Source organism: Streptococcus suis, from assembly GCF_017601095.1.
Lineage (GTDB): Bacteria > Bacillota > Bacilli > Lactobacillales > Streptococcaceae > Streptococcus > Streptococcus suis_Z.
Map to the genome: position 1 here is coordinate 185267 of NZ_JAGFUX010000003.1, position 26473 is coordinate 211739.

General features: G+C 43.8%; 20 protein-coding genes. 4 read left to right on the top strand and 16 right to left on the bottom strand.

Translation table 11 applies throughout. From position 1 onward, the window contains the following. The first annotated feature begins 465 nt into the window (after window positions 1–465). A complete protein-coding gene (locus tag J5566_RS03800) occupies window positions 466–3951 on the top strand; it encodes a GBS Bsp-like repeat-containing protein (RefSeq protein ID WP_208562148.1) in 3486 nt (1161 codons plus the stop codon). 39 nt (window positions 3952–3990) lie between these two features. Here the strand turns inward: J5566_RS03800 and J5566_RS03805 are convergent, their stop codons facing one another. From J5566_RS03805 to J5566_RS03815, 3 genes are read right to left on the bottom strand one after another with little or no spacing between them, the layout of a single operon-like run. Further along, complete coding sequence (locus J5566_RS03805; protein ID WP_208562149.1) at window positions 3991–4458, bottom strand: deoxycytidylate deaminase; 468 nt, start codon at window positions 4456–4458, stop codon at window positions 3991–3993. Between the two features lie 16 nt (window positions 4459–4474). After that, window positions 4475–5212 (bottom strand): hypothetical protein, encoded by a 738-nt coding sequence (locus tag J5566_RS03810; protein ID WP_208562150.1) that lies wholly within the window; start codon window positions 5210–5212, stop codon window positions 4475–4477. 1 nt (window position 5213) lies between these two features. Next, the gene (locus tag J5566_RS03815; protein ID WP_208562151.1) at window positions 5214–6248 is read right to left on the bottom strand and encodes a M42 family metallopeptidase; all 1035 of its coding nucleotides are present in this window, start codon (window positions 6246–6248) and stop codon (window positions 5214–5216) included. A 65-nt stretch (window positions 6249–6313) separates the two neighbouring features. Here J5566_RS03815 and birA point away from each other — a divergent pair, with 65 nt between their 5' ends. Beyond that, on the top strand, window positions 6314–7249 hold the full coding sequence (birA, locus tag J5566_RS03820) for a bifunctional biotin--[acetyl-CoA-carboxylase] ligase/biotin operon repressor BirA (RefSeq protein WP_208562152.1): 936 nt from the start codon (window positions 6314–6316) through the stop codon (window positions 7247–7249). Here the strand turns inward: birA and J5566_RS03825 are convergent. From J5566_RS03825 to udk, 10 genes are all read right to left on the bottom strand, one after another. Continuing rightward, on the bottom strand, window positions 7230–7424 hold the full coding sequence (locus J5566_RS03825; RefSeq protein WP_158455423.1) for a DUF3272 family protein: 195 nt from the start codon (window positions 7422–7424) through the stop codon (window positions 7230–7232). The two genes, birA and J5566_RS03825, sit on opposite strands and share 20 nt — an antisense overlap. 462 nt (window positions 7425–7886) lie before the next feature. Beyond that, window positions 7887–9557, bottom strand: coding sequence for a DNA polymerase III subunit gamma/tau (dnaX, locus tag J5566_RS03830; protein ID WP_208562153.1), 1671 nt, complete (start codon window positions 9555–9557; stop codon window positions 7887–7889). Continuing rightward, window positions 9557–10054: a GAF domain-containing protein gene (locus tag J5566_RS03835; RefSeq protein WP_208562154.1), complete on the bottom strand. Its 498-nt coding sequence runs from the start codon at window positions 10052–10054 to the stop codon at window positions 9557–9559. Before J5566_RS03835 ends, dnaX begins: the two co-directional genes overlap by 1 nt. A 90-nt stretch (window positions 10055–10144) precedes the next feature. Next, window positions 10145–10747: a 3-isopropylmalate dehydratase small subunit gene (gene leuD, locus J5566_RS03840; protein WP_208562155.1), complete on the bottom strand. Its 603-nt coding sequence runs from the start codon at window positions 10745–10747 to the stop codon at window positions 10145–10147. A 2-nt stretch (window positions 10748–10749) separates the two neighbouring features. Next, window positions 10750–12138 (bottom strand): 3-isopropylmalate dehydratase large subunit, encoded by a 1389-nt coding sequence (gene leuC / locus J5566_RS03845; RefSeq protein ID WP_208562156.1) that lies wholly within the window; start codon window positions 12136–12138, stop codon window positions 10750–10752. A 4-nt stretch (window positions 12139–12142) separates the two neighbouring features. Beyond that, window positions 12143–12412 (bottom strand): DUF1294 domain-containing protein, encoded by a 270-nt coding sequence (locus J5566_RS03850; RefSeq protein ID WP_205031684.1) that lies wholly within the window; start codon window positions 12410–12412, stop codon window positions 12143–12145. After that, window positions 12409–13446 (bottom strand): 3-isopropylmalate dehydrogenase, encoded by a 1038-nt coding sequence (leuB, locus tag J5566_RS03855; protein ID WP_208562157.1) that lies wholly within the window; start codon window positions 13444–13446, stop codon window positions 12409–12411. Before leuB ends, J5566_RS03850 begins: the two co-directional genes overlap by 4 nt. Window positions 13447–13455: 9 nt before the next feature. Then, window positions 13456–15015, bottom strand: coding sequence for a 2-isopropylmalate synthase (locus tag J5566_RS03860; RefSeq protein ID WP_208562158.1), 1560 nt, complete (start codon window positions 15013–15015; stop codon window positions 13456–13458). Between the two features lie 277 nt (window positions 15016–15292). Beyond that, window positions 15293–15832 (bottom strand): PadR family transcriptional regulator, encoded by a 540-nt coding sequence (locus tag J5566_RS03865; RefSeq protein WP_208562159.1) that lies wholly within the window; start codon window positions 15830–15832, stop codon window positions 15293–15295. A gap of 1 nt (window position 15833) precedes the next feature. Continuing rightward, the gene (udk, locus tag J5566_RS03870; protein WP_208562160.1) at window positions 15834–16463 is read right to left on the bottom strand and encodes a uridine kinase; all 630 of its coding nucleotides are present in this window, start codon (window positions 16461–16463) and stop codon (window positions 15834–15836) included. 81 nt (window positions 16464–16544) lie between these two features. Between udk and J5566_RS03875 the strand changes: the two genes are divergently transcribed. Further along, entirely contained in the window at window positions 16545–17525 is a 981-nt protein-coding gene (locus tag J5566_RS03875; RefSeq protein ID WP_208562161.1) for a Gfo/Idh/MocA family protein, read from the top strand. A 36-nt stretch (window positions 17526–17561) separates the two neighbouring features. Beyond that, window positions 17562–18644, top strand: a complete 1083-nt coding sequence (locus J5566_RS03880; RefSeq protein WP_208562162.1) for a DEAD/DEAH box helicase — start codon at window positions 17562–17564, stop codon at window positions 18642–18644. Between the two features lie 26 nt (window positions 18645–18670). On the opposite strand, the gene J5566_RS03885 is transcribed toward J5566_RS03880, so the two are convergent. The 3 genes from J5566_RS03885 to J5566_RS03895 form a co-directional block, all read right to left on the bottom strand. Then, a complete protein-coding gene (locus tag J5566_RS03885; RefSeq protein WP_208562163.1) occupies window positions 18671–20068 on the bottom strand; it encodes a polysaccharide deacetylase family protein in 1398 nt (465 codons plus the stop codon). A gap of 164 nt (window positions 20069–20232) precedes the next feature. Continuing rightward, complete coding sequence (gene gloA / locus J5566_RS03890) at window positions 20233–20616, bottom strand: lactoylglutathione lyase (RefSeq protein ID WP_172043668.1); 384 nt, start codon at window positions 20614–20616, stop codon at window positions 20233–20235. A gap of 65 nt (window positions 20617–20681) precedes the next feature. Continuing rightward, window positions 20682–26273, bottom strand: a complete 5592-nt coding sequence (locus J5566_RS03895) for a discoidin domain-containing protein (protein WP_208562164.1) — start codon at window positions 26271–26273, stop codon at window positions 20682–20684. Window positions 26274–26473: the final 200 nt, after the last annotated feature.

Genomic DNA, 26473 nt, shown 5'->3' on the forward strand with positions numbered 1-26473 from the left:
CCTTAAAATAGAATATATGCTAGAAACTAGCGGGTTACTAAGGTTACAAAGAACTAGTCAAAGACTAGTTCTTTGCGAAAGACTCCTGTCTTAAGCAAAGGAAAATCCTATTTGCGAAAGACTCCTGTCTTGAATAAAGGAAAATTTCCAGATACTCAACGAGAAAGACAATACCAGACTGTATGAAATTAGCCTTATTTAAAGAAAATGGTTACTGAAGTGTGGTAAAGTTTTTACACTTACTACGATGTTACCAGCTTCTTTAATTGTGTTTCAAGTATTTCTGCAAATATTAACTAGTCTATAAACTACCTTTTCGGGACTTAATAACTCTTCTAGTATAGCATACTCCTTTCATTCCTACTATGCATTTAGCGAAGATATTTTAAAAAAACTTATAATATTCCTAGAAAAAAAGCCTATTTTCTATTATAATGGTTTCAATACATTTTTTAGGGGAGTGTTATGAAAGTAAAAAACGCTATTTTCCTCGCTAGTAGCTCACTAGCCCTTTTTACGAGTCCACTCGTTGCAGCTGATCAGACCAGTCAAACACTTCAGTCTGTTGAAAATGCAGCCATTTCTGTAACTGTTTCGAGCCAACAAACAGCAGACACTGTTCAATTGAGCTTATCAGGACCTAGTGATGGCAGCTTGACCAACCTTGCAACACGCTTGGTATCAACGGATGGTCAGTCAATCCCTGTCAACTTTAGCTTAGATGCCAGTGGTTTGTATGTCGCACAAGTCAGCACCAGCCAATTGACAGCGAGCGAATGGCTGCTTTATGCTACTGCAACTGACCAGCAGGGACAGGCACTTTCTTTCCAGCCAGCTGCCATTTCAATCCAATTGAACCAACCACTTGCTAGTCCTGAAGCTACGAACACTGAAACTACGGGCAGTACTTCTACTACAGCTAACGCTTCTACGTCTTCAACTACTCAAACTACTGCAACAAGTACAACGACTCCATCTTCGAATACTACAGTGGCAAGTGTTAGCACTTCTACTACTCCTGTTATTACCGAAGGCGAAAGTTCATCAACTGCAACTGGTGCAAGTCAACTTCGCACTGCTGCTCAAGCTCGTGTCGCAAGCTCTACGACAACCAGCACGTCTACAACATCTACTAAACCAAGTGGCACACTCGAAATCGTAAACCAGGACAATACTGCTGGGACATTTGAAGTAAAAGTCAGCAATGTTTCGAGCCCATTGGGACTGCAAAAAGTCCGCATCCCAGTTTGGTCAGATACCAGCGGCCAAGATGATATCAAATGGTATGATGCTAGTAAACAAGCAGATGGCAGTTACAAGGTTAAAGTGGATATTGCGAATCACAAAAATAACCGTGGCCTCTACCATGCCCACCTTTACTACCTACAAGCTGACAATAAGCTAGTGGGAGTTGGTGCAACTACGACAAATGTGGAGTACCCAAAACCTACTGGTAAGATTTCCATCAGCCAAGTCGATACCACTGCTGGGAGCTTTAAAGTGACCATCACCAATGCCTTCAGCCCAAGCGGTATTTCAGAAGTCAAAGTTCCTATTTGGGCTGCAATCAACGGCCAGGATGACATCATCTGGTATACTGCAAACAAGCAGGCAGACGGTTCTTATACGACAAGCGTAAAAGCTGCTGACCATAAAAACTCAGAAGGAACCTATCATGTCCACCTCTATTACAAACAAAACGATGGGAAATTAGTTAGTGTCGCTGCTGCAACGGCTGATTTGACCAAGCCAAAACCAAGTGCAAACGTCTCAATTGAAAATCTGGACCAAACCAAGGCTCAATTTGACGTGGTTGTAAAAAATATCGTTAGTCCGAACGGAATCAAAGCCATCCGTGTTCCTGTCTGGTCTTCTGAAAATGGGCAAGATGACATCGTCTGGTATCCGGCAATAAATCAAGGAAATGGCACCTACCGCGTAACAGTTCAAGCCAAAAACCACAAGAATTCCCTGGGAACCTACCACGCCCATGTTTACCTAACACCTCAGACAGGCAAGCAGGTCTTTATCGGATCTAGCAGCACAGTCTTGGAAGTTCAAAAGGCAAGCGGAACTGTGACCGTTTCAAGTCCTGATCCAACAACTGGTACCTTCAAGGTGCAGATTACTAATCTTAAGACTCCAAACGGAGTACAATCCGTTCTCATTCCAACCTGGACGGACGCCAAGGGCCAGGACGATATCGTTTGGCATCAAGCCACCAAGGCAACTGATGGTAGCTATTCTGTCACCATTTCACCTAGCCAACACAAGTCTGAAGATGGCAAATATATCATCCACGCTTATGTGAAAAATAGCCAGGGCAAAATGGAATTCATTGGTAGTCAGACTGCAACCATCAACCGACCAAAACCAAGTGCTAACGTCTCCATTGAAAATCTGGACCAAACCAAGGCTCAATTTGACGTGGTTGTAAAAAACATCGTGAGTCCGAACGGAATCAAAGCCATCCGTGTTCCTGTCTGGTCTTCTGAAAATGGACAAGATGACATCGTCTGGTATCCGGCAATAAATCAAGGGAATAGCACCTACCGCGTAACAGTTCAAGCCAAAAACCACAAGAATTCCCTGGGAACTTACCACGCCCATATTTACTTAACTCCTCAGACAGGCAAGCAGGTCTTTATCGGATCTAGCAGCACAGTCTTGGAAGTTCAAAAGGCAAGCGGAACTGTGACCGTTTCAAGTCCAGACCCAACAACTGGTGCCTTCAAAGTGCAGGTTACTAATCTTAAGGCACCAAACGGAGTTCAGTCGGTACTCATTCCAACCTGGACGGAGGCCAAGGGCCAGGATGACCTCGTTTGGCATCAAGCCACAAAGGCAACTGACGGCAGTTATTCTGTCACCATTTCTCCTAGCCAACACAAGTCTGAAGACGGCAAGTACATCATTCACACTTACGTAAAAAATAGTTTAGGAAAAATGGAATTCATTGGTAGTCAGACTGCGACTGTCAAACTACCAGTTGTCAAAACAACTGCATCCGTAGAAATTACAAACCTCGACCACGAAAGAGGACAGTTCGATGTCATCGTATCCAATATCACAATTGCCAACGGTTTGAAAAAAGTACAAGTTCCTGTTTGGTCTGGTATAGGTGGCCAGGACGATATCCAATGGTACGAAGCAAGCCTTCAAAGTAATGGAACCTATCTAGTAACTGTCCGAGCAAACCAGCACAAGCACTCTGCTGGTAACTATCATGCCCATGTTTATCTGACAGATACGATTAATCAGCGAACCTTTGTTGGTGCTACTAGTATCGAATTAAACTACAAGCAGCAACCATCACGGATTTTCATCGATGTAAGTAGCCACAATAATTACTTATCTGTAGAAGACTATCAGAAACTCTCTGCAAATGGAGTCGCTGGGGTTGTTGTAAAATTGACAGAAGGAACCAGCTATAAAAATCCATTTGCCCAATCTCAGGTCTCAAATGCATTAGCTGCTGGACTGAAAGTTTCAGTTTACCACTATTCTCACTTCACTTCAGCAAGTGGTGCCCGCGCTGAAGCAACCTATTTTGTTGAAGAAGCTCGAAGACTCGGTTTGCCAAACACAACCCTGATGGTCAATGATATTGAAGAATACAAGACTCGTGCAAATATCAATTCCAATATGAAGGAATGGGAAAAGAGAATGAGAGAACTTGGCTTTACCAATACCATTCATTATACAGGGGCGAGTTGGTTAGATAAAAACTCACTTGGAATTGTGGGCCCTATTGACACTTCCTTATTTGGAGCAGAGAATTTTTGGGTCGCTCAGTATCCCTATATCAATGGAATGTCACCAGAAACTGCTATTCAAATGAGCCTGCATTCACAGACTGCAGCTTGGCAGTTTACCTCAAAAGCAAAACTCCTACCTACTCATTCCAATTTCGATTTGAACCTAGACTACTCTGGACGCTTCACAAGATAATCGAACTAGACTCTATAAAAAAAGCCCCTTGGGCTTTTTTTATATAAATTCTGCTTCTGCAATCGCTTTTTTAACAGTTTCCAGTGGTAAATGAACCAACTCGCATCCTTTTTCCTTATAAAGATACTGGGCATAGTCGTCCATTCGGTATTCATTGATATAGACGACACGTTGGCAACCAACCTGTAGCAATTGCTTGGAGCAGTTGAGACAGGGAAAATGGGTAACATAGGCTGTAAAGCCATGCGGAATTCCCCTTTCCGCTCCTTGTAAAATGGCATTGACTTCCGCATGCAGGGTCCTAGCACAATGACCGTCAATCATGAGGCATTCCTGATCCAAACAATGCTCGGTTCCTGAAACAGAACCATTATAGCCCGTCGCAATGACCTTATTATCCTTAACCAAAACCGCACCGACCTTGGCCCGCTTACAGGTCGCCCGATTGGCAATCAAGAGAGCTTGGGCCGCAAAATATTCATCCCAGGCTAAACGATTTGTTGACATGACATTTCCTCTCTTCTCAATCCATCATTCCCAAGATTTCGGCTATGTCTTGGGCTGTGATAATTCCCACCAGATCTTCAGGCGAATGAATCTTTCCACTAGCTTGACGAGTAACCAAAACAGTTGTCCGTTTTCTTCCTTCAAAATGATTAATAAGCTGATAAAGACTTGTTTTAGTTGGTAAAATAAGCACCTGAATACTATCCTCCTCGCAAGCCAAGACATCAGCCAGACTGGCTTTTTCTAATTTTTCACGGATAGAGCCCGTTTCCTTGCTTGCCTTGGCCAACCAATTTGCCAGCCCCTTATCTGACACCAAACCCTGATAGGTGGTACCTGAAAAGATAGGAAATTTGGAAACATGCTCACGTTCCACAATTTCCAAGGCCTGGGTCAACTTATCCCGACTATCAAACAGAATAGGCTTGAGTTTCTGAGTCTTTTGCAAATAGGTTTCAATGGCCAGAGGTGCTTTGTACTGGGCAATAACCTTTTCCAAAACTGAAATCAACTCCTGCGAAGGTTGAGCCACTTCTTTCAAGCCAGTTCGTCTTTCATGGACCATGAGATTGCGTAACTGCCGAGCTACATAGAGATTGTCCCAGTTGGCTTGGATAGGATTGACTGGGCTTAAGTCCTTGGCCTTGGCCAACATGGAACCAACGTCCGCATGTTCCCCATCCTCAACTTGACAGACCTTGCGCAAGACCTTATCCAGGTCATTAAAGAGCTCTAAAAAACGATTTTCATTCATCTTAGTCTACCATAGTTGATTTCAAATATGCATCCACCATTCGCTCAGTCGCCTGAACAGAATCCAGATGGGTGCGTTCATAAGAATGGCTAGACTCAATCCCCGCACCAAGTAGGGCGTGCTTGACATCTGCACCTGCTCGCATAGCCGCTGAAGCATCCGATCCATAATATGGATAAATGTCTAATTTATAGGGAATACCATCTCTCTCTGCCAAGGCTACCAAGTGCTGACGGAGTTCGTAATGATAAGGTCCTGAACCATCTTTGACACAGATAGAAACTGTATACTCATCTGTCTGCTGGTCATCTCCCATTGCCCCCATATCCACCGCCAGATACTCAACCACCTGAGCAGGAATGCTGGAGTTAGCACCGTAGCCAATTTCTTCATTATTGGAAAAATAGAAATGGGTCGTGTAAGGCAGAGTCACTCCCTCTTCCTTATAAACCTTCAAAAGATGGAGCAAGATAGCAGCTGAAACCTTATCATCAAGGTGGCGGCTCTTGATAAAGCCTGTTTCTGTCACAATAGTCCTTGGATCAAAGGAGATAAAGTCACCGACTTCAATCCCTAAGGCCCGAGTCTGATCGGCACTGGTCACTTTTTCGTCCAAACGAATTTCCATATTGGACTGGTTCCTCTCGGCTGTGCTGGCATCTCGATAGACATGGACAGAGGTCTGATGCATCAAAATCGTACCAGTAAAGGTCTTGCCATTTTTTGCACAATGGATGAGGCAGTTTTCTCCTTCAATAGAAGGATAGCCAAATCCCCCTACCAAATCCATCTTTAGTCGACCGTCTGGCTTGACTGCACGGACCATGGCACCCAGTGTGTCCAGGTGAGCAGTCAGCATGCGGTGCTGCTGGTCATTTTCCCCAGGAACTGTCACCAAAACGCCACCCTTGGCGGTCTTGATAGCCTCATAGCCGAAACCTTCCACTTCTGCCTTGATGTAGTTCATTATGTCCGTCGTAAAGCCTGTTGGCGACGGTGTATTGGTTAGTTTAACGATGTAATCAAGTGTCTTCATGAAAACCTCCTTATTTGTAATCTATTATATCATGTTTTAGGACATTTTTTTGCTATAATAGGGATATGAAAACCTACCAGAAGATTTATTTACTGTTAAAAGAAAAAGATGACTACATCAGCGGAGAAGATTTGGCCCAGATATTAGGGATTTCACGGACTTCAGTTTGGAAAGCCATTCGCCAGTTAGAGGCACATGGTCTGACCATTGAGGCCGCCCGCAATCGTGGATACAAATTGGCCGAGGGAGACTTGCTTCTACCAGACTTGATTGCCGAAGAACTCCAACTCCCTGTCCACATGAAATCCGACAGCGATTCGACCCAATTGGATGCAAAACAAGGGATTGAATTGGGACATAGTAGCCCAGCCCTCTACCTGGCTCCCCATCAGAACAAGGCCAAGGGCCGCTTTGGGCGTCCATTTTATGCCTCTAAGTCAGGTGGTATCTATATGTCCCTCCGTCTTTCTCCAAATGTCCCCTTCCTTGAATTTAAGCCCTACACTATTCTGGCTGCCGCTGCAGTTGTCAAGGCTATCCAATCCCTTTGTGACCTGGATGTACAAATCAAGTGGGTCAATGACATTTATCTAGGACAGAAAAAGGTAGCTGGCATTTTGACAGAAGCCATCTCTTCTATGGAAAACCAAAGAGTGACCGATGTGATCATTGGAGTTGGTATCAATGTCCATATCGATGATTTCCCAAAAGAGCTCCAGCAATCCGCAGGCAACCTCTTTGACGACCAGCCACCATTTACCCGCAATCAGCTGATTACAGCCATCTGGAAAGCCTTTTTAGAAACCGATGAAAAAGAATTGATTGCCCTTTATAAAGAAAAATCACTTGTTGTGGGGCAACAAGTGAGCTTTGTAGAAAATCAGGTTGAATTCAGGGGAACTGCCATTGCCGTCACCGACACAGGCAATCTAGTTATCCAGCTAGATAACGGTAAAGCAAAAATGATTTCCAGTGGGGAAATTAGTCTCCTTTCTTGGTAGTTTTTTCTACCAAATGGAGAAATTTCGTCACCTTGTAGGAGAAATAAAGATTGCGACCAACAAAGACAGCATAAATAGCAGCAAAAAGATAGTCTCCTGCCAATAATGATGCATTCATAAAATAAGTCGCAAAAGCCGTCACAAGGGCTAAAAAAATAAACTGTGGAATTCTCATAGGACTAGTATAGCAAAAAATCAGCTCAAGGGCTGGTTTTTTGTTAGTTCTGAAAACAATTTCAGAAGAATGGACCAACTTTAGATACAAAAAATCACCAGCAGTTACTAGTGATTTCTAGGAGATTATGAAAAATATTTAGGATTAAATAGAGTATATCTCAATTCTAGCCTACCCACATCCGACTTAAGACGGATATTGCAACAAATCACACAAAAAAATTACGAAAACATAGAAAAATCTGAATAAAAGTTGAAGGTGGGAAATTAAGCGAACTTAGTTCGCGTCAATATGGTCCCTCGGACCTACTTCGCTTTTATATTTCTGGGCGGAGGCTTCAACAGTCTGGGAGACTGTTGAAGGTGGGGAATTAAGCGAACTTAGTTCGCGTCAACAAGGTCCCCCGGACCTACTTCGCTTTTATATTTCTAAGCGAAGATTAAAAAGGTCCGGGGGACCTTTTTAATCATATATAATTTCAACCTGTTCTGCCAAGAAGCTAAATTCTTCCGGGATTGGGCTTTCTTCTTTTTGTTCTGCCTGTTCTGGTCGTTGGCCTTTGGCTTTGAGGGAGAACTCGGCTCGAATGGTTTGCCATTCTTCCATAGCAATGGCTAAGATTTGTGGTGAAAAACCTGCTGCCTTGCTGAGAATATTCCCAAATATGGTATTAAGATTATCTCTCTTCATGGTCTGTTCCGCATTAAAGGAAGATTCAAAAGCTAGAATGGCGTGGTTTTCATTGGCAGCGACTGGTTGGGAGCCTGTTAGGAGGGCCTTGTCCGCACCTGCCAAACTTTCAATCACTTCTCCCCAAGCATTTTGCAGGCGGGTTAGATTTTCACGCGCCAGTGCTGGATTTTCCATAGCCTCTTGCAAAATGGCATGTACCTTTCCTGTATCTACTCTATACTTTTTGGCGGTTTGAGGCTTGCGAGAAACAGGCTTGACAGTCTGCGGTTGTGCGGATAGTTGAGCAAGCTTCTGCTTAAGACTGGTCACTTCTTTTTGGAGCGACTGGATTTGCTCGAGCAAGTCAGCTGGTAGCTCTGCCATTGCCCCCGAAACTGGACCTTCTTCTGCCAAGGCAATGGTCATCATCTCAGCATAAATTTTAGGCTGGGGACTAGACTTGATATCAGTTAGGGACTTGGTCACCTGGTCAATCATAGCGAAAATCCGTTGCTTTTCCAAGGACAGGTTATCCAGGAATACAGGGCTAGTGTGGGTATTTTCCCCTCCTGTCTGGACAATCAATAGATCGCGGAGGTAGTGGAGGAGGTCTGTTGCAAAACGGATCATGCTCTTTCCATTGTCGAAAATGGTAGTCAGATGGCTCAAAGCTGCTGCCGTATCTGCTTGCCGAAGGCTTGCTACATAGTCATCCAGGGCGCGCAAGCTGATTGATCCTGTGATTTCTTCTGCTATATCCAGCGTGACGGACTCTTCTGCACTCAAGCTGAGTGCCTGATCAAGGATGGACAAGGCATCCCGCATTCCCCCTTCTGCTCTTCGAGCAATCAAGGTCAAGGCCTGCTCATCATAGGAAATCCCCTCCTTGTCCAAGATAGCCATCAAGTGCTGCTGAATATCCAAAACCTTAATGGACTTGAATTCAAATCGTTGGACACGGGATAAAATAGTAGCTGGTATCTTGTGCAACTCCGTTGTCGCAAGGATAAAGACTACATTCTCCGTAGGCTCTTCCAAGGTTTTCAAGAGGGCGTTAAAAGCCCCTGTTGACAACATATGAACCTCGTCGATGATATAGACCTTATATTTGGCAAGGCTGGGAGCGTAGGTGGATTTGTCCCGAATATCTCGAATTTCATCGACACCATTGTTTGAAGCCGCATCGATCTCGATAACGTCTTCCAAACTACCTTCCGTAATGGCCTGACAGATGTAGCAGTCATTACAAGGCTCTCCCGCCTCCTGATTAGGGCAGTTCATGGCCTTTGCAAAAATCTTAGCAGCAGATGTCTTACCTGTACCTCTTGGACCTGAAAAGAGATAGGCGTGGCTAATTTTCTCCTGCTCAATGGCCTGCTTGAGTGTGGTTGCGACCACCTCCTGCCCTACCATCTCCCCAAAGGTCTGGCTGCGGTATTTCCGATATAAAGCTTGGTACATTAGCGTTTTTCTCCAAACATGGTAAAGTTCCAGTCCGTCTTTTCAACCAAAAGAGCCACAAATCTTTCTAGATATTCTTGGTCAATGGCATCATAATCGGCTACCAAGCGAGAGTCCAAGTCCAGAACACCCAAAAGCTGGTCATTCTTCGTCATAGGTACCACGATTTCAGACAAGGCTGCCGCATCGCAGGAGATGTAGTTGTCATGTAGACGAACATCGTCTACGATAATGGTCTGGCCATTGGCAGCCGACTCACCGCAAACACCTTTTCCTAGAGCGATATGAACGCAGGAAACGCCACCTTGGAATGGACCCAAAATCAATTCCTGACCGTCATACAAGTAGAAACCTGTAAAAACCGAGTTAGGCAGAGCTTGATTAAGAAGAGCCGATGCATTGGACAGGTTGGCAAGAGCATTGGTTTCGCCTTCTAAGAGAGCCTTTAGTTGGGCGAGTAAAAGTTGATAGGATGAGATTTTTTCTTGTTTAGTCATAGACATATTATAGCATATTTCTAAGCAAAATTAACATCTTTCAGGACTATCTGCCTGTCAATTTCAATAGAAAAGAAAAAACACGTAGTCTTACGTGTTTCCTTCCTGCCAATAAGATGGACGATTGCGCTCGTATTGGGTGATTAAATCCTCATACTGAAGGGTAATGCCAATATCATCCAGACCATTGATGAGTTTGTACTTCCACTCTTCCTCGATAGCAAATGCAAACTCCCCAACGTGGGTTATAATTTTTTGGTTGGGTAGATCGATAGTAATCTCCTCATCTGGCGCCAGCTGGGCCAGTTTCTGTCTAACCTCCCTCGGTTGAACGATAGGAAGCATACCATTGTTAAGCTCATTGTTGTAATGGATATCTCCAAATGATCCCGCAATTACAACCTTGAAGCCAAAGTCCGCCAAGGCCCAGGCAGCATGCTCACGAGAAGAACCCGCTCCAAAATTATCACCTGTGATGAGAATAGTTGCTTGTCGGTAGTCCTTTTTGTTGAAAATAAACTCAGGATTTTCAGTATACAGATGGTCTGTATAGCGCCAGGCATACATGAGATATTTTCCGAAACCTTTTTTATCAATCAACTTAAGAAATTGTTTGGGCAAAATCTGGTCTGTGTCAATATTGTCATTCATCAAGGGAACTGTCCTGCCCTTGTAAATAGTAAATGGCTCCATCTTTATCCTCCTACGATTTCTGTCATGGTGCGTACATCCACAAAACGCCCTGCTATGGCTGCAGCGGCAGCCATTGCCGGACTACACAGGTGGGTTTTTGCACCAAAACCTTGCCGATCTTCGAAATTTCGATTGCTGGTTGATGCACAGTGAACTCCGCCTGGGACCTTATCAGGGTTCATTCCTAAGCACATGGAGCATCCTGGATCCCGCCATTCAAAACCTGCATCTAAAAAAATTTTGTCCAGACCCAACTTTTCTGCCGCCCTTTTAACAGGTCGCGAGCCTGGAACGACAATAGCTGTCAGATTAGGAGCAATCTTTTTTCCTTTGACAAATCGTGCAGCTAACTCTAAGTCACTCAAGCGGGCATTGGTACAAGAGCCGATAAAGATATAGCCCAGATCAATATCCGCCGCAGTTTGGCCCGGTTTGAGCCCCATATAGCCATAGGCCCGTTCATCATTCATATCTGTCACTTCTGGAAAGGCTTGATCAAAGGCAACTCCCATAGAAGGATTGGTTCCCCAAGTAACCATAGGTGCTAGCTTTGAAACATCCATCACAATGTTCTTATCATAGACTGCATCTTGATCCGAAACCAAGGTTTTCCAATCCGCAATCGCCGTCTCAATATCCTTGGGTGCATGCTCTGTCGCTCGGACATAATCAAAGGTTTTTTGATCTGGATTCATCATTCCAATCTTAGATCCGAACTCGATAGACATGTTGCAAATCGTCATCCGTTCTTCCATAGATAGGGCCTCAACTGCCTCACCACGAAATTCAACAGCATAGCCAACTCCAACTCCCACACCGTATTGGGCAATCAAGGCAAGGATGTAATCCTTGGCATAGACACCTGCCTGGGGCCTTCCAGTAAATTCAACCAGCAGTTTTTTGGGTTTGACCTGCCATATGGTCTGGGTCGCAAAAACATGCTCAACTTCAGACGTTCCAATTCCAAATCCTAGGGCACCAAATGCACCGTGGGTTGCGGTATGGCTATCGCCGCACACGATAAATTTTCCAGGCTGTGTCCGCCCTGATTCGGGGCCAACCATATGGACAATTCCTTGATGCTCTGAGCCATGGGCTGCACAGTCAATGCCAAACTCTATGACATTTTCAGCCAGCTTATCCATCTGGGCCTTTGAAATTGCATCTCGAATATCAAAAATATTGACAGTTGGGACATTGTGGTCAAAGGTTCCAAAGGTCAAATCTGGCCTCCGCACTTTCCGGCCAGCATCTCTTAGCCCTTGAAATGCCTGAGGACTCGTCACTTCATGGATATAATGTTGGTCCACATACATGAGCTGGGGTTGCCCTTCTTGCCCTGTAATCACATGCCGTTCCCAGACCTTATCTAAAATGGATTGTCCAGCCATCTAGCTACCTCCCTATCCAATAAATCACCAGAATATCAATCAAGACTCCGATTGCCCAAGCTAAGCGAAAATACACCTTTTGCGTCTTGTGGCGGAAATAAGTACCACCTCCCCAAGCCCCTAGCCCACCAAAGAAGTAGGCCATCAGTAACAAGGTCTTCTCTGAAATCCGATAGGCTTGCTTACGAGCACGATGCTTATCTACACCGTAAGTTAGAAAAACAATGAAATTCCACAGACAAAGTGCCAAACTCATCATTTGTTGAATGGTCATAATTCGCTAATTATGGCGGCCAGCATATCAGCTGTCGTCGCCTTTCCTCCTAAATCTTGTGTTCGAATGCCTTTTTCAAGGCTTCTTTCTACTGCTGTTTCAATTACCTGTGCTACTTTTTCCTGTCCCAACGATTCCCGTACCATCATAGCTACCGATAAAATCATGCTGATGGGATTGGCTATGCCTTTTCCAGCAATATCAGGTGCCGAACCATGGATGGGCTCGTAGAGACTTGGCCCATTTAGAGAATGAGAAGCCGAAGGCATAACTCCCAAGCTACCAGATAAGACACTGGCTTCATCGGACAGGATATCTCCAAATAAGTTTTCTGTCACAATGACATCAAATTGAGATGGACGAGTAATGAGCAACATGGCAGCACTATCAACCAACTGGTGCTCTACCTCCACATCTGGATAATCCTGAGCCAGCTCATCGACCACCTTGCGCCAGAGTTTTGATGTCGCCAAAACATTTTGCTTGTCAATACTAGTCAGCTTTTTTCTGCGTTTTTGCGCTGTTTCAAAGGCCAGTCTGACAATGGCTTGGATTTCTTCTCTTGTGTAGGAGTTGATATCAAATGCCTTGTCTTCTTCCAGGTGATGGGTACCAAAGTAGATTCCCCCAGTCAATTCTCTCACAACTAGAAAATCCACGCCAGTTAGAAGATTGGCTTTCAAGGGTGACCGATCAGACAAACTGTCAAAAAGTTTAACTGGCCGTAAATTGGCATAGAGTCCCAACTCCTTTCTCAAGGCTAACAAGCCCTGCTCTGGTCGAATAGTTGCCTGGTCATACTGGGGACCACCAATGGCTGCCAATAAAATTGCATCTGCAGACCGAACCGCTTCCAAAGTACAGTCAGGGAGAGGATCTTGATGAACATCTATGGCCGCCCCTCCGAATAGATGGTGTTCAATTGTAAGATCCAATTGGAACCGTTCTGCGACCTCTTCAAGCACTGTCAACCCTGCTGCCATAATTTCTGGTCCGATGCCATCACCAGCCAGTGCAATAATTTTCTTAGTCATCCGTCTCTCCTATCTAGGACTGTCTTTCTCAGACAAGTTTTTTACAAAGTCACCTTCATTTTCCTTTTGAACCATGATATTAGCATGAATGTAAGCCTTAGCTGCTGCTTTCAATACATCAAAGTCGATTCCGTTGGCATTGAAAATCGTATCTGTTTGGACATTTTCAACTGAAACATTAACCGAAGCTTGGGCATCAATACCATCCGTGATGGCATCGATATTGAAGGTATCCAAACGAACTGCATGATTGAAAAACTGATCGATAGCATTGAAAATCGCTTCGACGGACCCTTTTCCATCAGCAACCAGTTCAACACTTTCCTCTTCCTGGTTGACCATGGTAACAGAGGCTGTGATGGTTTCATCCTTGTGTGACACCAATTTCAAGTCTGCAAAATGGAAGCCATCAACATTTTCAACCGTTACACCCGCTACTAGGGCACGAATATCCGCATTGGTGATCTGCTGCTTTTTGTCCGCCAGATTTTTAAACTTGATAAAGAGAGTTTGAAGTTCCACTTCATCGACGTCCAGTTGGAGTTCTTCCAATTTTTTGGCAAAAGCATGGCGACCAGAAAGTTTGCCCAAGGGGAGGGAGTTTGAAGTAAAACCAACTAGCTCTGGGGTAATAATTTCATAGGTCAATGGATTTTTCAAGACGCCATCTTGGTGAATGCCAGATTCATGTGAGAAGGCATTGCCACCAACAACCGCCTTGTTCTTGGGAATAGAAAGACCTGAGAAACGCGACACCATCTCTGAGGTATTGACCGTTTCCGCCAATCGAATCGGGCTTTGGACATCATAAAAATCAGAACGGATTTCTAACGCTACTGCCACCTCTTCTAAGGCAGCATTGCCTGCCCGCTCTCCGATACCATTGATGGTCCCTTCAATCCGACCTGCTCCATTTTTAATGGCTGAGAGCGTGTTGGCAACCGCCATCCCAAGGTCATTGTGGCAATGGGGGCTGAAGCGAATATCACGGTCGGATTTCACATGTTCAATCAAGTAACGAAAAATATAGCCGTACTCTTCCGGTGTCGTGAAACCAACAGTATCAGGAATATTGATATAGCTTGCTCCTGCATCCACAGCTGTTTGCACCACCTCCAAAAGAAAGTCCAATTCTGTCCGTGTTGCATCCTCGGGTGAAAATTCGACCACCTCAAATTTCGATCGTGCATAGGTCACATGTTCCTTGATAGCTACTAGTATCTCCTCCTTGGACTTATTGAGTTTAAACTCACGATGGATGGGGCTAGTTGCGATAAAGACATGAATTTGAGGAAATTTGGCATCTTTTAAAGCTTCATAGCAGGCATCAATATCCGACTTAACAGAGCGCGCCAAACCTGATACAGCTGTCTTGGTCAAAACCTTGGCAATAGCTTGCACCGCCTCAAACGAGTCAGGACTTGCCGCAGGAAAACCCGCTTCAATGGCAGATATCCCCCATTTTTCCAGTTGTTTGGCAATGGCAATTTTTTCCTTGATTGTAAAATGAACACCTGGTGTCTGTTCTCCATCTCGAAGACTGGTATCTAAAAATTCGATGGTACGCATACTAAACTCCTTTTCTCACGCCTAAAATAAAAACATCTCACTTGGAATCCAAGCGAGATGTGGTGCCCGCTTGGTAAGCCAAACAGGACTAATGCTTGTTAGCACTAGCCCTGGTCCCTCAACAACAAATTTTGTTTGACTGCTGAAATCATTGGCACTCTCCCTGAGATAGAATAGGTCTATTGTACTAAAAAGAAGATAGGTTGTCAAGAATTTTCTGTATTGTCTAAATTATCAGAAAATAGAACGAAAAGAAAAAGATTCAGGGATCTGAATCTCATTTCATTTTTAAGGTTTGTTTCAACCATTTAATCTGATCACGGTTTCGTGCAATGGCTCTGGTCAAGATGAGATAGTGACCATAGCGGTTTAACATGTCTTCCGGACTCGCAAAAAGATTGTTTTTTCGCTGCTCTAGGTGTTCCAAATGCTTAGAAAGTAAGTCGATTTGGGCATGGATGAGTTTAGGAATGCGCTGGTCATCCTTGTCCTTGATAAAGAATAGTTTCAAGGTAAAAATATCCTTTTGTAAGGGCAATTCATGGTTGGGTTCTGACAACCAGTTTTCCAACATTTCCAATCCTAGTTCAGTAATTCCGTACTGCTTCTCTTTCTCGTTATTAGGAACGGGATGGCAAACAATCCAGCTATCCTCTGTCATCCGTTTGAGTTCTGGATAGACTTGACTATGGGCAACTTGCCAATACTCGCCAATTTCACGTTGGACATAATCAGTAATTTGTTTTCCAGTTACCTCTGTATCCGACGTCGCAATGATGCCGAGAATGATATGAGGTAAAATCCGTTGCTTGGGCATTTTAACCACGCTCTCTTAGAATACTCTCTACCTTGGTATTGATTAAGTCAATGGCTACAATATTTGAAACGCCTTCTGGAATCACAATATCTGCATACCGCTTGGTCGGCTCAATAAATTGATGGTACATTGGTTTAACTACCGAGGTATATTGATCAATGATACTATCCAAACTACGTCCACGTTCTTCCATGTCTCTCTTTATACGACGAATAATACGAATATCGTCATCAGTATCTACAAAAATTTTGATATCCATCAAATCTCTCAACCGCTTGTCCTCTAGAACCAAGATTCCTTCAACGATGAAGACATCCTGAGGTTCTTGACGATAGGTCTTATCTGAACGAGTGTGTTGGGTATAGTCATAAATGGGAATGTCCACTGCTCGACCTGCTAAAAGTTCGCTGATGTGATAAATCATCAAATCAGTGTCAAAAGCCAGCGGATGGTCATAATTGGTTTGTATTCTTTCTTCATGGGTCAAATGCGACTGATTCTTGTAATAGGAATCGTGCTCAATCATACAAATACGGGCATCAGGGAAATTATTTAGGATGGCACGGGACACACTGGTCTTGCCTCCACCTGAACCACCAGTTACGCCAATAATAATGGGTTTTTGATTCATTATCATCTCCTTTTCTTTTCAATATTATTTTATCATGAAACATGTTATAATGAAAAGAATAATACAAGGAAAAGAGAAAATATGATCAGTTTTGGTGTCATTGGTAGCTCATTTATCAGTCAAAAGTTTATAGAAACCGCACATTCCACCCAAAAATTTCAATTGTCTGCTGTTTTTTCAAGACAATTAGATAGAGCCAAAGAGTTTGCCGCACCTTTTCAATCTGCGCAAGCTTTCGCAGATTGGCAGGAATTTTTAGCCCAGGATCTAGATGCCATCTACATCGCAAGCCCAAATGCTTTGCATTACGAGCAAGCTAAGGCTGTCCTTCTAGCAGGAAAGCATGCTATCGTCGAAAAGCCCATGGTTTGCCATCCTGACCAATTTTCCGATCTCCTTCGAATTGCTAAAGAAAACAAGGTCTTCCTCCTCGAAGCTGCTCGCAACACCTATGAAGCAGCCTTCGAATCCATTAGCGAATTCTTACAAAAACATACTATTTTAGGCGCTCAGTTTTCTTATGCCAAGTATTCCTCAAAGATGCCTGAATTACTAGCTGGAACAGACCCCAATATCTTTTCCGAAAAGATGGCTGGCGGGGCCTTGATGGACCTTGGTGTCTATGCCTTATATGCTAGCGTGACCCTCTTTGGTCCTGCACAAAAAGTCACTTATCATGCTCAGCAACTCCCTAATACTGTTGACCTCAATGGATTTGGGCACTTGGACTATGGCCACTTTCAAGTGGGGATCTTTGCTGGAAAAAATCTGACTAGCACCCTTGCAAATGAAATCTACACGGACAAGGGAACTTTGGTACTAGATAGCTGCCAACATATTCAGAAGGCTACCTTCTACTACCATGATGGAAGCCATATTGACTTGGACATTCAAGCCCCTTCCAATAACATGTTAGAAGAATGCCTTAGCTTTATCCATATCATTGAAACTAGCGACCAAACCTTGGCTGATAGCCTGATCCAACGAGCTGGAGCTGTCCATCAAGCCTTGTATGAAATGCGTAAAGTAGCTGGCATCCACTTTTCTTCCGACCCTATTTAAGCACAGAAAGGAATGGACCTTGTCCATCTCATAACCATGAAATCACATTTTCCAACAAGCTGGACCACTCAGATGGAAGAGCTTCAATTTCAAGACTTTACCCCCATTCAAGAGGCTATTTTTGCTCCAATTTCCGAAGGAAAAAACGTACTAGCACTTAGCCCAACAGGTTCTGGAAAAACCTTAGCTTATCTCTGGCCTTGTCTCTTAAAGCTAAAGCCTAAAAAAGCCCAACAATTGCTCATACTTGCGCCAAATACAGAATTAGCGGGGCAGTTGTTCGATGTCTGTAAAACCTGGGGAGAAAGCCTTGGCTTGACCTGTCAGCTCTTTTTATCTGGTTCCAGTCAAAAACGCCAGATTGAGCGTTTAAAGAAAGGACCTGAAATCCTGATTGGCACACCAGGTCGTATATTTGAGCTGATTAAACTCAAAAAAATCAAAATGATGAACGTTGAAACTATCGTCTTAGATGAATTCGATGAATTATTCAGCGATTCTCATTATCATTTCGTGGAGAAAATCAGCCACTATGTTCCAAAGAACTACCAATTTATTTACCTGAGTGCAACCAGCAAGTTTGACCCAAGGAAATTGGCGGCAGGTACCGTCACCATTGATGTCACAAAATCAGAAACTTCTACCATCGACCACTACTACATCATGGTCGAAAAACGTGATCGCCTAAACTTATTGCGTAAGTTTGCCAACCTTCCTGATTTTCGAGCCCTAACTTTTTTTAATCAATTATCAGACTTGGGTGCCAGTGAAGAGCGGCTCCAATTCCATCAAGCCAATGTCATTTCCTTGGCATCAGATGTCAATGTGAAATTCCGCAAAGTTATCTTGGAACGTTTCAAACAGGGACAATTGCATCTCCTCTTAGCAACTGACTTGGTAGCACGTGGGATTGATATCGAAAACTTAGAATGTGTTTTAAACTATGACATCCCTTTTGACAAGGCTAGCTACACCCACCGAGCTGGGCGAACGGGCCGAATGGGCAAAGACGGTATGGTCATCACCATGGTCACAAGTAACTATGAACTCCAACAACTGAAAAAATTTGCTTCGGTCCAAGAAGTCGAACTAAAAAACCAACAACTATTTAAAAAATAAGAGGCTAGTAAAACTAGCCTCTTATTTTATTGTGCTACAAGAGAATTATCTTTTGAATAATAGATACGTTGGCTGCTTAGCTGATCTCCTAAAACCTGGCTTGCAGTTCCAATCGTATACCCCTTGCTTAGCAAGTAAGATAAGACTCCATCTAAGCAATCGACTGTTGATTGGTGGATATCGTGCAACAAGAGCACACCACCTGGATGGGCTTGTGCCTGAACTTCTTTTAATATGCTTGTAGCATTCCGTGACTGCCAATCCTTTGAATCAATTGACCAGTTAATGATCGGCATCTGAATAGAAGCCATGGTCGTTGCATTGATTGCACCATAAGGAGGTCGCATCAGGCTCGGCTTAAAGCCAACAGCTGCTTCGATAGCTGATTGTGTTTGTTGGATTTCTGCTGCTACATCTGTAGCAGAAAGATTCGTCAAGTTTGGATGGCTCCAAGAATGGTTGGCAATCTCATGCCCTTCTGCTACCATTCTTTGCAGAATTGCTTCATTTCCTGCGACAGACTGTCCTAAGACAAAGAAGGTTGCCTTGACCTGGTATTTTTTCAAGATATCTAAAACAAGCGGTGTTGTGGCTGGATTTGGTCCATCATCAAATGTCAAGGCAATCATATTGCTATTTAGCCTAGCTTTTTCTTCGGCAAGATAGGTCTGATAATTTTCAAGGTCCTGACCAGTCAAATACTGACTATTGACCACAGGGAAATAGCTAGAAATCGGTAGCCCAATCTGCTCGACCAAATAAGTTTCTTTGGGTAGTAGTAAGAAAATCTGGCTATCCGAGTAAGAAAGTGTAAACTGGGTGAGGTCTGCAGATTGAAATTCCTGCAAAATTTTTGCTTTTTCTGTCGCAACAACTCCAATTTGATCCAAGTTCTCGGACAGAACTCCCTCAAATAAAGGACGGAGTGTTTCCACATCCGTTACCAAATCAGACAAATCAAACGGTTCTGCTTGGGCTGTCAACAAAACCTGTCCGACCTCTTCAACATGTTTTGATCTAATATTCGTTCCATCCATCCGGTAGTGATTACAATGTATGACATGCTTTGTCACTGTTGGAAAATCAGAAGTTTGACTCGTTGAACGTACCTCTATATAGTCTGAAATTCCTTTCTTTCCAGCTTGCTTGCCCAATTTTCCTTGGACATAAGCTTCTATTTTTGTTCTCACTGTTTCCAAAGGCTGCCCAGCTTCATTCTTAGGAATGGCCGCCGATACAATTGTAGTACCAATTTTTCCTTTCTGAATATGGGGATTATCCTGTTTTTTTAGTTGATTTTCCTGCTGTTGAATAAATTGATCCCATGTATGATATTGGTAAAGTTGAAAGGTTTTAAACCCTAAAATGACTATACAAGCCACTAATATAACATTGATTACAGCTAAGATAACTGTTTTTCTCATTCTAATCCCCTCATTTTTGTGAATATCTTAACTACTATTCTATCAAATATTTGAGGAAGTCTCAACTAAGATTTGGTAGTTTTTTTGAAAAAAATAGCTACCTTTTTCAGATATTTTTCCGCAATTTCCTCACAAAAAACCTACTCATCTGAGTAGGTTTTTTTCTAGTCTGCACGGATAACCTCGACACGGTAGCCATCTGGATCCGTTACGAAATAATAGCGTCCAGGGCTTCCTGGTAGTCCCTTGATGTCTGTCGTTGGATAACCCAAGTCCTTGTGTTTTTGATTATCCCCTTCTAGATCATCTGACGAGAGAGCCAGGTGTGAGAAGCCGTCACCAACTGTATAAGGTCCATGACCGTAGTTGTATGTCAATTCGATTTCAAATGAATCCCCTTCAAGCGCCAAATACACCAGGGTAAATTGATGGTCTGGATAGTCCTTACGGCGGGTTTCCTTGAAACCAAAGCCTTCTTCGTAGAAGCGTTGAGATGCTTCGAGATTTTCCACACGCAAACAAGCGTGTAACATTTTTTTACTTGCCATTTGCTACCTCCTTTTTTCGAGTATAGCACAGTTAGGAAAAAACTTCCATTGGCAGCACTTTTGTATTACTGCTCTTTTCGCTTCTTAGCTAGGCATAATCCTGTCAAACCAAGGAAACCAAGACCTACTAAGGTTGAAGCCACCGAATCTGTTTGACCAGTCTTCGGAAGGATTTGGCTATCCGATGTTGCTGGTGTTTGAGAGGCAGTAGCAATCAGCTTCTTCTCCCCTTTATCTGGCAAGCTACCAAGTGGTTTTTCAGCCGTCAATAGGCCTGGACCGTTTACACTGAGATGACCAAGTGGTTTTTCAGGGGTCAGTAACCCTTCTCCATTAATGGAAATATGTCCAAGTGGTAAAACTTCTGCTGTTGGAGCAGTATCAGGAACGGCGGTCACCAATTCTTCGATAGGTTGCTCTGGCTGGACAGGGGTTTCTGGTTCAGTTGGTTGCTCTGGCTGAACAGGGGTTTCTGGTTCAGCTGGTTGCCCTGGCTGAACAGGGGTTTCTGGGTCAGTTGGTTGCTCTGGCTGAACAGGGATTTCTGGTTCAGTTGGCTGGTCTGGTTGAACAGGGATTTCTGGTTCAGTTGGTTGCTCTGGTTGGATAGGTGAAACTTCTGGTCCATAGACCGAAATCTCTTTTCCAGATACAAATCCACCAACACTTGATAACCAATCAACCTTGATATATCGAGCCTTACTTCCTTCTGGCAGAAGAGCCACTTTTTCCGTGTTATTAATTGACCAAGCTATCGGTGCCGTTACTTCTGTCCACTCTTCTCCGTCAATACTGATGGATAGTTTCACACTAGTAATCGTACCATTTCCAGCATTGTTACGAGGACGATAAAGAATGTGATCAACATCTTTTTCTTGCCCTAAATCAAGAACAAGGTGACTAGGAACAGCTTGACGATTTGCCCAAGAACTATGGTAAAGTGTTGTATCGTTTCCATCGATGAAGTTTGTCAATCCAGTTCCTTCCTGATCGGCAATCGGAGTAGTCGCAAGGATTATCGGAATTTTTCTTGCAGAATCCTTAACAAGAGTTGTAAGAGTAACTACTTGAGACGCCTCAGAGGTACCAAGGATATTTTTAGCCTTCACTCGGAAACTGTAGTTGCTTTCAGGTGCCAGATTGTAGACAGTAAAGCTAGTCTGATCAGTCTGACCAACGGAGACAAAACCATCTGCCGTCTCTTGCTCAATCAGGTATTCAAAGGCCTGGTTGTCCCCAGTCCAAGTCAGGGTCGCACTACCACTTGTTATGCGGTTGGCTTGAACCGAACTCGGCACTGTTGGAACAGCTGTGAAATTCACCGCCTGACGAATTGCTGAATCTGAAATTTCCTTGATTCGAAGACCATTGCTGACTAAAATACCATCTTGCATGGTCAGATTAAGTGGACCATCTACCAAGGCTTTGAGGGTAATGCGGCCAATTTCTCCACTTCCTGTCAATTGTGGCTTGTCACCAAAGTTAACAAAGCTAAAGACAATGTTAGACTGGTTACCACGAGTACGGACATAAGAGAAGTTTTCAGCTTCTTTAGTAAAGGTTTGGTTGGCTGTTACTTGACCGACCACTTCAAACTGACTGCCATCGATCATCACAGTGCTCGTCAAGGCATTGACAGCTTCCAAGTCTGCAGCCATCAAACGGATGGTGGTTGTCTGACCAGCTGTCAAATTTAGATTGTCAGCCGTCAGATAAGTCCGACCTGCAGGATTACTTTGAGAAGGTGTGGCAATGCCTCCCTCCAATTGAACAGCTGCCACACTAATATCGTAGGCATCTATTAGACCATTTTTATTAGAGTCTGCATGACTGATATAGCCAAAGTCATTGTCTTCCGTCCGCAAGCCAGTGTAATTCAAGAAGGAGGTCTTATCGTCGTCTGAAATGCGGCCGTCATTGCTAATATCACCTGGAATCAACATGCGGCTGCCTGGTTTTTTGAAGACCAGTAATTCCTCACCTGATACAAAGTTATTTACCCCCTCTGCAATATGCATCCGAATATAGCGCACGCGCGGAACTGCAAATTTATAGGTCTTGGTCTTATTATCATTTGCCCAAACAGAGTAATACTCATCTGTAGTCCAGTTTACACCGTCTTCACTGACTTCAAAGTAGGCTTTCGTTATCCGACCATTTGCGCCAGTATCATTGCGTGGGTAGTATTCAATACGGTCCACTTCATAGGTCCCACCAAGGTCCATGTTAATGGTCGCTGGGAAGGATACTGCTTCACCCCATTGGCTGTGGAATTGGTGACCAACTTGCTTATCAAATAATTTGTCCAAGCCCTGACCACTCTGAGGTGTGATGTTGGTAGTTGACTGTATGCCTTCGATAGCATCGCTCCACGGATCTTCATTGGTTGCTACGCGCAATTCTTGGGACCAAGCTGACGCTCCTTTGGCATTAACGGCACGGATTTTGAAACTATGTTCACTGCCGTAAGCGAAATCATCAAAGGTAAAGTTGGTGCCAGTAATCCCTGTAAAGAGAGTTCCATCTCGTAATATATCGTATGAACTTGCCCCTTCTACCCCTGTCCATTGGAGGCGGATCGAGCTTGCTGAAATCCCTTCCTCTGGTGCAGTAAGACCAGTTGGTATCGTTGGAACTTGTAAGTCTGCCGGCACTTGAGTAACTGAATTTTGATGGACAAAGCCGTCAATCGTAACAACAACTGCTGCCTGGGTAACGTCTCGAGCTGCCAACTTAATCTTCAAGAGGTCATTCATTTCCACTCGAAGATTTTGAATTTCTGCACTCTTTGGATTGTAAGTTGCCATCAATGGGTTGGCATGATAGTAGAAAACATCATTGCCTGCTTCATACTCTGCCAAGCTATTTACACGTCTAAGGGGCACATTTTGATTGCCCACGCGAACAGTCACAGCATCTACATCTTCTGAAACATTGACATGAAGCTCAGTTGTTTTTTCCTTGATAAATCCTGAGAAGCTACCTTCTGTTGCCCCAATTGTCAAGACTGCTCTGCCTTTTTCATTGGAATCACCAGCCTGACTGCTTATCTCAGTTTTAGCCAATTGACCCGTCTGATAGCCAACGCTCTTGCCGTCGTCTTCAAAGAGGGTGAAGCTGGAATCCCCATGCGGATAGAATTGTATCAAGCGCTTAGTCCGGTCAATCTCACCTGGATTATTGTTGGCATCAGTCATTGGAATGATGGCACCATTTCTGACAAATACTGGAGCTTTCCAAAGCGGAGCTGCAAAGCCATTTAAGACCTGACCTCCCTTATATTTTTGACCTGAATACCAGTCAATCCACTCCTGATCCTCTCCACCTGGTAGGTAGATATTATTGCGGATGTCATCGCCATTTGCCTGCATGGCTGTATTCTTATAAACAGGTGCTACTAATAAGTTCGCCCCATACATATACTGATACTGAACATCCTTGCCATAGTTGATGACCTCGTCAGGGAATTCTATAAACATAGCACGCACGATTGGCTTCCCTGTTTCCCTCGCCTCGTGACCCAAGGAATAAGCATAAGGCATAAGGGTTGATTTTTGTTTGAGGGAGATACGGTTAATATCGGTTGTTCGATCATCAAAAGAGAATGGTGTTTTTGGTTTCGCACCCCAGCCATCCATGTTCATCAAGATGGAAGTGAATATTTTCCATTGGTAATCACGGGCATTGATAATCGGATCTGCACCACCAAATATTCCATCCATATCCGAACCAATGTTTGGATTTCCTGACAAGCCTAAGCCAATATAGGTCGGAATGTGGAAACGAATGTACTCCCATTCCCCACCAGACTGGTCACCACTCCAAATGGCCGCACTCCGCTGAGTACCGCCCCAACCATCCAAGGTGACGATAAATGGACGAGCCTGCTCAGCGCCACTTCCCTGGGTAATACGTTTGGCACCTTCGTCAATCCCGTTCAAGCCAAAGGAATAACCAGGACCAACCCAGGCAACGTCTGTCTTAATTGCCCGAATCCCTGCATCCGTTACTTCCTTATCGATATCACGATGAAGAACAACTTCCTTACTTGGATTGGTATCAACAAGGTCTGACTGAGTCCAAAGACCAACTTGAATACCTTTTGATTTGGCATAGTCCACAAATTTTTTCAAATTGGCAATATTGCCATCCAGACTATCTGTTTGGCCATAACCTGCACCATAGCCATCGTTTGGCAGGAACCAGGCAAGCGGCATATTCTGCTCTTCATAGCGATCGATAACAGCCTTGGCTGAGAAAGGATAGCTAGTGCCTTCTCCATTTAATGTTTCCTTGACTGCATTTGGCCGATCGGCTTCTGGCAAATGTTGTGGCTGGTATTCACGATACCACTTATCCCCCAGCTTTATGGCTCCACGTGTTCCTTCAGCGACTTCCACCCAGTAATCTCGGTTGTAGGCATTTAAGTGTCCCAGGTAAAGAGCATATTCAGGCAAAACAACTGGTGCTCCTGTCAATTCCTGGTAGTCTTTGATAATGGCAGTTGGACTGCTATTGATGAAGAAATAGGCATCAAAGCGCCCTTCAAGGTGCTTGGCCTCAACCTGGTCTGACTGTTCCGTTCCAAAATCATAGAAACCACGTTGGAAGGTGTTACGTAAAACACCGTAGCCATTTGTGGACCAGTAGAATGGACTTGGTGAAGCTACCCCACCATCAACCCAGTTGTTTTCGTTGACAATATTAATCTTTTGGCCCTTATGACTAAAGCGTCCATTCTGCATGCCTCCACCAAAGAAGAACTCATTTTCATCCTGGCTCAATACTTGACTAGTCTGTGTTGGAGTGATTTGGACAGGTAAAACTTCCTTAGTAACGTATTTGTTGGCAAGTCGGTCAAAAACGGACATGCGAGCCGTTGCCTTATCAAAGACAATCCAGATTTTTTCTGTTTCAAGAATGTAACGATTTTCTTCCTCTAGCATCCGACCAACCTGTTGATAGTCTTGACGATAGGCTTCCAAAGATTTCACCGTAATAGTCGCAGGGCGGTCTTCCCGACTTGGTGCTGGATGCTCTAGGAAATCACCAGTTTTATCAATATAATAACGGAAAACATGGTCGTTATAGAGGCTGACCTGAGCTTGTTCACCTGTTTGGTAGCGAATGGTCGCGATACCATTATCAAAAGTCAATCCTGTGATGGCACCAACTGCAGAAGCTGGTTTTGAAAAACTAGCATCCGCTTGATGACTGGGCAGTTCTGTAGTTGGAGAAGGACTAACTGCAGCAGGCTGATTCGCAGGGGAAAACTCCATACGCTCAACTGCAGAGTCACTTTCAAAATTGTCTGAACCAACTATAGAGTTCTCTGACAAAACAGGTACCTCTGATTCTATGGATTCAGTTCCTTCAGCAACTTCTCCAGTTTCTCCTTCTAGGTTTGCTACTGGCGAACTGTCCGTTCCTACTCCACCGACTTCTTCAGCAACTTCGCCCACTATCGACTCTCCTGAAGCCTCCTCAGGAGATAATTGGTTACTGATAGTATCATCTAACTCAAGGCCCGTCTCTGCCAAAACTGACTGACCACCGAACAGACTACAACCAATCGCGACAGAAGCCACACCAACAGCTAGACGCCGAATCGAAAAACGATAGCGCTTATCAAAAAGATATTTGGATTGTTTATTCATTTGTTCCTCCTCATTTGAAAAATGTGTAGAATTCTCTCAATCATACTATACTAAATTTTTACAATTTATTCAATATATGTATATATTTTTTACAAAAGATTTCATCATCTTTTATCAAGCAATCTAAATTAGTAAAAAACTCTGTCTATATAAGTAAACAGAGCCTTTTTGAAAATAGATGACAAGCTGATACAAGCAGA

What these genes read in the sequence shown, in the direction of transcription:
- J5566_RS03800 (WP_208562148.1), top strand. Translation starts at nt 466, where the DNA reads ATGAAAGTAAAAAACGCTATTTTCCTCGCTAGTAGCTCACTAGCCCTT.
- J5566_RS03805 (WP_208562149.1), bottom strand. Translation starts at nt 4,458, where the DNA reads ATGTCAACAAATCGTTTAGCCTGGGATGAATATTTTGCGGCCCAAGCT.
- J5566_RS03810 (WP_208562150.1), bottom strand. Translation starts at nt 5,212, where the DNA reads ATGAATGAAAATCGTTTTTTAGAGCTCTTTAATGACCTGGATAAGGTC.
- J5566_RS03815 (WP_208562151.1), bottom strand. Translation starts at nt 6,248, where the DNA reads ATGAAGACACTTGATTACATCGTTAAACTAACCAATACACCGTCGCCA.
- birA (WP_208562152.1), top strand. Translation starts at nt 6,314, where the DNA reads ATGAAAACCTACCAGAAGATTTATTTACTGTTAAAAGAAAAAGATGAC.
- J5566_RS03825 (WP_158455423.1), bottom strand. Translation starts at nt 7,424, where the DNA reads ATGAGAATTCCACAGTTTATTTTTTTAGCCCTTGTGACGGCTTTTGCG.
- dnaX (WP_208562153.1), bottom strand. Translation starts at nt 9,557, where the DNA reads ATGTACCAAGCTTTATATCGGAAATACCGCAGCCAGACCTTTGGGGAG.
- J5566_RS03835 (WP_208562154.1), bottom strand. Translation starts at nt 10,054, where the DNA reads ATGACTAAACAAGAAAAAATCTCATCCTATCAACTTTTACTCGCCCAA.
- leuD (WP_208562155.1), bottom strand. Translation starts at nt 10,747, where the DNA reads ATGGAGCCATTTACTATTTACAAGGGCAGGACAGTTCCCTTGATGAAT.
- leuC (WP_208562156.1), bottom strand. Translation starts at nt 12,138, where the DNA reads ATGGCTGGACAATCCATTTTAGATAAGGTCTGGGAACGGCATGTGATT.
- J5566_RS03850 (WP_205031684.1), bottom strand. Translation starts at nt 12,412, where the DNA reads ATGACCATTCAACAAATGATGAGTTTGGCACTTTGTCTGTGGAATTTC.
- leuB (WP_208562157.1), bottom strand. Translation starts at nt 13,446, where the DNA reads ATGACTAAGAAAATTATTGCACTGGCTGGTGATGGCATCGGACCAGAA.
- J5566_RS03860 (WP_208562158.1), bottom strand. Translation starts at nt 15,015, where the DNA reads ATGCGTACCATCGAATTTTTAGATACCAGTCTTCGAGATGGAGAACAG.
- J5566_RS03865 (WP_208562159.1), bottom strand. Translation starts at nt 15,832, where the DNA reads ATGCCCAAGCAACGGATTTTACCTCATATCATTCTCGGCATCATTGCG.
- udk (WP_208562160.1), bottom strand. Translation starts at nt 16,463, where the DNA reads ATGAATCAAAAACCCATTATTATTGGCGTAACTGGTGGTTCAGGTGGA.
- J5566_RS03875 (WP_208562161.1), top strand. Translation starts at nt 16,545, where the DNA reads ATGATCAGTTTTGGTGTCATTGGTAGCTCATTTATCAGTCAAAAGTTT.
- J5566_RS03880 (WP_208562162.1), top strand. Translation starts at nt 17,562, where the DNA reads ATGAAATCACATTTTCCAACAAGCTGGACCACTCAGATGGAAGAGCTT.
- J5566_RS03885 (WP_208562163.1), bottom strand. Translation starts at nt 20,068, where the DNA reads ATGAGAAAAACAGTTATCTTAGCTGTAATCAATGTTATATTAGTGGCT.
- gloA (WP_172043668.1), bottom strand. Translation starts at nt 20,616, where the DNA reads ATGGCAAGTAAAAAAATGTTACACGCTTGTTTGCGTGTGGAAAATCTC.
- J5566_RS03895 (WP_208562164.1), bottom strand. Translation starts at nt 26,273, where the DNA reads ATGAATAAACAATCCAAATATCTTTTTGATAAGCGCTATCGTTTTTCG.